Annotated in this window: 3 protein-coding genes; 2 read left to right on the forward strand and 1 reads right to left on the reverse strand. The window is 54.6% G+C overall.

Annotated features, from left to right (window positions below):
- Positions 1-984 precede the first annotated feature (984 nt).
- Positions 985-2,043 (reverse strand): tRNA 2-thiouridine(34) synthase MnmA, encoded by a 1,059-nt coding sequence (gene mnmA, locus LKK83_RS26695; RefSeq protein WP_324634516.1) that lies wholly within the window; start codon positions 2,041-2,043, stop codon positions 985-987.
- A gap of 61 nt (positions 2,044-2,104) precedes the next feature.
- Here mnmA and LKK83_RS26700 point away from each other — a divergent pair, with 61 nt between their 5' ends.
- Positions 2,105-3,022, forward strand: a complete 918-nt coding sequence (locus LKK83_RS26700; protein ID WP_324634517.1) for a hypothetical protein — start codon at positions 2,105-2,107, stop codon at positions 3,020-3,022.
- Between the two features lie 249 nt (positions 3,023-3,271).
- Positions 3,272-4,831, forward strand: a complete 1,560-nt coding sequence (locus LKK83_RS26705; RefSeq protein ID WP_324634518.1) for an NAD(P)H-hydrate dehydratase — start codon at positions 3,272-3,274, stop codon at positions 4,829-4,831.
- The last annotated feature ends 355 nt before the right edge of the window (positions 4,832-5,186 follow it).

Below are 5,186 nucleotides of genomic sequence, written 5' to 3' on the forward strand. Positions count from 1 at the left end.
TTGGCACGAGAATTACAATGGTGCGCCGTCAGATGGGAGTGCGTGGACAACTGGTGGAAATTCTAATCGCCAGGTGCTGCGCGCAGGGTCTTGGGGCAGCGACCCCAGGCTCTGCCGTGCCGCGCTGCGCTACTGGTACGAGCCGCAGTTTTGCAGGTGGGGCCTCGGATTTCGCTTGTGCTGTGCTTCCCCCAGGACTGTTTAGCCCTTTTCTCTTTTCCCCTTTTCCCCTTTTCCCTCTTTTCTTTACCCTGCGAGCGAAGCGAGCTTTAAAAATTTTTTTTCAAAAATGGAGTTTTTAGCGGTTTTAGGGGGCAAAACAGGCCATTTCCGGGGCGATTTGTGGTAGGGAGAGGGTGGAGGAGGCGCAAATTAAATTTCCCAGGGAGCCAAATGGCAAATTTGGGGGTAAAATGGGCAGCAATCCGACCGATTTTTCCCGATTTTTGTAGTTGTAGCAACGAATAGCCTTTACATTTGTTGCTACATTGCGAAACTCCCCTATTTTCCCTGGCTAATATCCATCGATCGCCTTACCGATTGTCCAAAAAACCGATAGTCGCAAATCAGTTTCGCCCCTGCTTCCGGAAACCGGGGGGCACAAGGTTCATCCACCGGAACGGGTCACAGGCCCAAACCACAGGGCGACAATCCCCTTGATGGGCAGGTATTTGGGAGAGGGTAAGCGCTTCGTTACAGTTGTTTCCTCCATTGGTTCAGTCCCACTACAAGCACCTTTTCTAGCCACGGGTGAAATCTCTCAACTAGAGTATCGGCACAATCGGTATGAAAAAAAGCGTGCGATCGCGATAACCTCCTCAAGGGCTAAGAAATCGGGCCGATTATTTGGCCTCCTGTGGGCGAGAATCCGCCTCCCTGGGGGCGTTCCCCCCAGGGGGGAACGAGTTTTTGGGTTTCGCCCTTTTGCGAAGGAGTCCTTGTCATGCAGAGGAAAGCGCGATCGCGCCCGATCGCTTGATTAGTTTACTCGGCTTTTTCGATAACCCCGCCGCCGAGCACGCGATCGCCATCATACCACACAGCAGCTTGTCCTGGGGTGACGCCAAACTGGGGTTGTTCAAACACCAACTTAACGCGATCGCCCCCATTTTCCGGAAGCACCGTTACCGGAACCGGGCGAGTGCGATAGCGGATCTGCACTTCAGCGCGGATCGGGGCTGACGGCGGCGCGATCGAGGCCCAATTTACCCGCTGTACCCAGCAATCCGGTTGAGTCGCACTGGCGCGGTTGCCCACAATCACCTGATTGCGTCCCGGATCCAACGCCACCACATAAAGGGGTTCCGCCGCCGCCACGCCAATGCCTCGACGCTGTCCGATGGTATAGCGATGTACCCCATCATGTTGACCCAGCACATTGCCCTCTAGGTCCACGATATCGCCTTTTTGCTGCAAAATATACTGTTCCAAAAACTCCTGCATCGAACCATGCGCCTCTACCAAGCATAAATCTTGGCTTTCCGGCTTTTCAGCAGTTTTCAAATTATATTCTGCAGCAATCCGGCGGGTTTCGGTTTTCGGAATTTCCCCTAACGGAAACATACAGCCGGCGAGCAATGCTTGCGGCAAGTCATACAAAAAATACGACTGGTCTTTGGAGCGATCGACCGCGCGGCGCAACTCATAGCGCCCGGTGGCTTCATCGTAGCTCACCCGCGCATAATGCCCAGTGGCGATTTTGTCGATCCCCAATTCTTGCCGCGCATAGCCCAGCATCGGACCGAATTTTACCGCTTTATTGCACTGGGAGCAAGGCAAGGGCGTCACCCCCGCACTGTACCCGGCGACCAAATAATCCACGATATTTTCTTGAAACAAATCGCGACTATCCACCACATGATGCGGGACGCCCAATTGTTCGCAAATATAGGCAGCATCGACCATCCCCTCGGAGCAACACTGACCTTTCCCTTTCATTAACCAAAGGGTCAGACCAACGACTTCGTATCCTTGATGATGGAGGATGGCAGCTGCAGTGGAACTGTCTACTCCGCCGGAGAGGCCAACGACTACTTTATTCATAAAATTAGATAAGATGATGGATGGCGGTTCTCAAGTGAATTATAGCAGGAAATATTCCGGGTTGTCACTGGTTATTTATCCTCTGTCATTTGAGGAAGTCTCTGTTACCACCCAACCGGTGACCGATGGCAATTCCTATGTTAAATTGACTGTAAATTTCTCTCGGACTCGCGATAGGGGGTGGAAATCGATGGTGAAACTCAACGGGCAAGGATGGTTTGCATGGTCGATCGATTTTCGGGGGGGGGACTCCCGGTGGGGGCGATCGCGACTTGGGCCTCTCCCCGCTTCCGGATTGCTGCTGTTGGCGGTTGTGGGGATCCGGTTTGCCCCGCCCGGGGTGGCGCAACCCCTCCCGGAGGTACCGGTGCCTGCTGAATTGCCGCCCCCTTCGGATCCGGGGGGGTTTCCCCCCTTTGAGGTGCCTCCCGCACCCCCACCGGGATTGCCTCCGTTGCCCAGTTCTCAGCGTTACGTGGTTTATATTCCCGGCAATAATCCTATTGCCTTAGCAGAAGTGCAGTTAATCGAACCCGAAGCCTTTGTGAAAGAGTTGCAGGGTCGCACGGTGATTCAAGCGGGAGTATTTGTGAATCGCGACAATGCCTACCGCCGCGCCAGAGAACTGGAACGACTGGTGGGCATTCGTTCCGCGATCGCCACTGTAGAAGATGTACCCCCACCAGTCGCTACCGCCTTCCCCCCAGCAGCAACTCCCCCCATTTCCGCCAACCTCACAACTTTCGGCATCCCGGGCGGCTACTTTGTGGTCATCCCCGCCAATCCCCAGGATTTTCCCCGAATTACCAATGAACTCATCGAGGCGGGTATGAATCCAGCGGAAATATCCAGCCGCAGCGTTCCCTTTGGTCCGCATTTGGCGATCGGGCCTTTTCCCGATGCAGTCACAGCACGTCAGGAAAGCGGCTACCTGAAAGGCTTCGGACTGGATGCCCGGGTTTACGAATACGACCGATAGGCTACCGTTAACCTGTAGGGGTACGACATTTCTCACCCATGAGCCACGCCGTACACCCAAAACTTTTGTATAATACCGCTACTGCTAGCCATACAAAAAGTCCGCGTAGGCGGATTATAGCGCTGTCGCGGGCTACGCGCTTTGCCTGCCCAGGCGCGATTTCAATCGCCCGCTTTGTTCTCCTTCCCTTTTTTGCTACCCTAAAAAATCAGGAATAAAGTTTCCCCAAGTCGAAAGAGGAATCCAACTATGAAACCCGTAGAAGAACGGCAAAAAAAGATTCAACAGTTTATCGTTAATGCAGAGCAAATGAGCGCCATTGAAGGGCGGTTATTTGATGCGGGAATGCCCGTGGCGGCGTTAATGGAAAAGGCGGCAGGATTAGTCGCCCAGCGCATTCATGCCCTTTATCCCCCAGAAAAAGCCTCGCGAGTCGGGGTTTTAGTCGGCCCGGGGCACAATGGCGGCGATGGGTTAGTTGTGGCGCGGGAATTGCATTTTAAAGGCTATGAAGTGACGATTTATCGCCCGTTGTCTAAGTGCAAAGAACTGACGGGCAAACATGCCGAATATGTCGCCAGTTTGGGAATTCGATTTTCGGACAATATCGAATGGCTAGAAACCTGCGATGTGGTGGTAGATGGCTTATTTGGCTTTGGGTTGGAACGTCCCTTGGAAGGTGCGATCGCCGATGCGGTCAACCAGCTCGTTCGATGGAACAAATTGATAGTGAGTATCGATATGCCTTCGGGGCTGCATACGGATACCGGGGAGGTGTTGGGCACGGCGGTGCGCGCGACTCACACTTTGTGTTTGGGTTTGTGGAAGCTGGGGCTATTGCAGGATAAGGCATTGGACTATGTGGGTGAGGCGGAATTGATTGATTTTGGCATTCCCTTGGCGGATATCGAGGCGGTGTTGACCGATCGCCCTTCCCTGGGTCGAATTACCCCAGAGCGCGCGATCGCCCATCTGCCCCTTTCCCGCGCGTCATCCACTCACAAATACAAGCAAGGTCATTTACTGCTATTCTGCGGTTCCCGGCGCTATACCGGGGCAGCGATTTTGTGCGGGTTGGGGGCGCGGGCGTCGGGGGTGGGAATGCTCTCGATCGCAGTTCCGGAATCTCTGAAACCCTATATGAGTGACCGATTGGCGGATGCGATCGTTATCGGATGTCCGGAAACCGACTCCGGGGCGATCGCCCAGTTGCCCGACAGCGTGGATCTGGGGTCGTTTGATGCGATTGGCGGCGGTTGCGGGTTGACGCGGGATGCGGAATCCGTGGTGAAAGCCGCAATCGAGAGCGATCGCCCCCTGATTTTAGATGCGGATGGCTTAAATATACTGGCGCAGATGAATGCGATCGCCGCCCTCTCGCCGCGCCAGAGTTTTACCCTGCTCACCCCGCACCCAGGAGAGTTTAAGCGCCTCTTCCCAGATATCGCACAAGCCGAAACCCAAGCTGCCAGTGCAGCTCGGGCAGCCTCCTCACAAAGCGGGGCGGTGGTATTATTAAAAGGTGCGAGAACCGCGATCGCCCATCCCGACGGTAGCCTCGAAATCAATCCCCAAAGTACCCCCGCCCTCGCCCGAGGCGGTAGCGGCGATGTGCTAACCGGTTTGGCCAGTGGATTAATCGCCCAGGCGATCGCCCGCCAGTCTCCAGTTGCACCCTGCGTACAAAGCGCCGTCTGGTGGCACGCCCAAGCCGCCATTTTAGCCGCCCAGGACCGCACCCTCTTAGGAGTAGATGCAGTCACCTTAAGCGACTATTTAGTGCGCGCACTCCCCTCTCTAGTGTCCTAAATTCCATGTTACCCTCCGGTGGGCACCGCCCACCTGACAACCCTCCCTCAGCGCACCCCTGTCACTGATATCCTCTCCCCAGGAATAGTCCCAAACAGGATTACTCCGCCTAGGCGGACTTGAGAAAGCTCAGGCGCGATTTCAACCCACTTGACTCGCCCAGGGATTCGTGCTGCGAAAAAATCCCCCCAAAACAAACAACACCCAGCCGTACTGGCTGAGTGATTTCCGCTTATTCATTGAGCTTACCTAGAGATGAACTGTAACGCGCTGACTTTTCCCATTGCTCCCCATCATGGATATTTTTTGGAGATGGGCTAACTCAACCCTACAGTTTCATTGCTCCCGATATTTC

The sequence above is a fragment of the Phormidium sp. CCY1219 genome (assembly GCF_035615515.1).
GTDB lineage: Bacteria > Cyanobacteriota > Cyanobacteriia > Cyanobacteriales > Laspinemataceae > CCY1219.

Coding starts and splice junctions, on each gene's coding strand:
- mnmA (WP_324634516.1), bottom strand. CDS start 2,043: ATGAATAAAGTAGTCGTTGGCCTCTCCGGCGGAGTAGACAGTTCCACT.
- LKK83_RS26705 (WP_324634518.1), top strand. CDS start 3,272: ATGAAACCCGTAGAAGAACGGCAAAAAAAGATTCAACAGTTTATCGTT.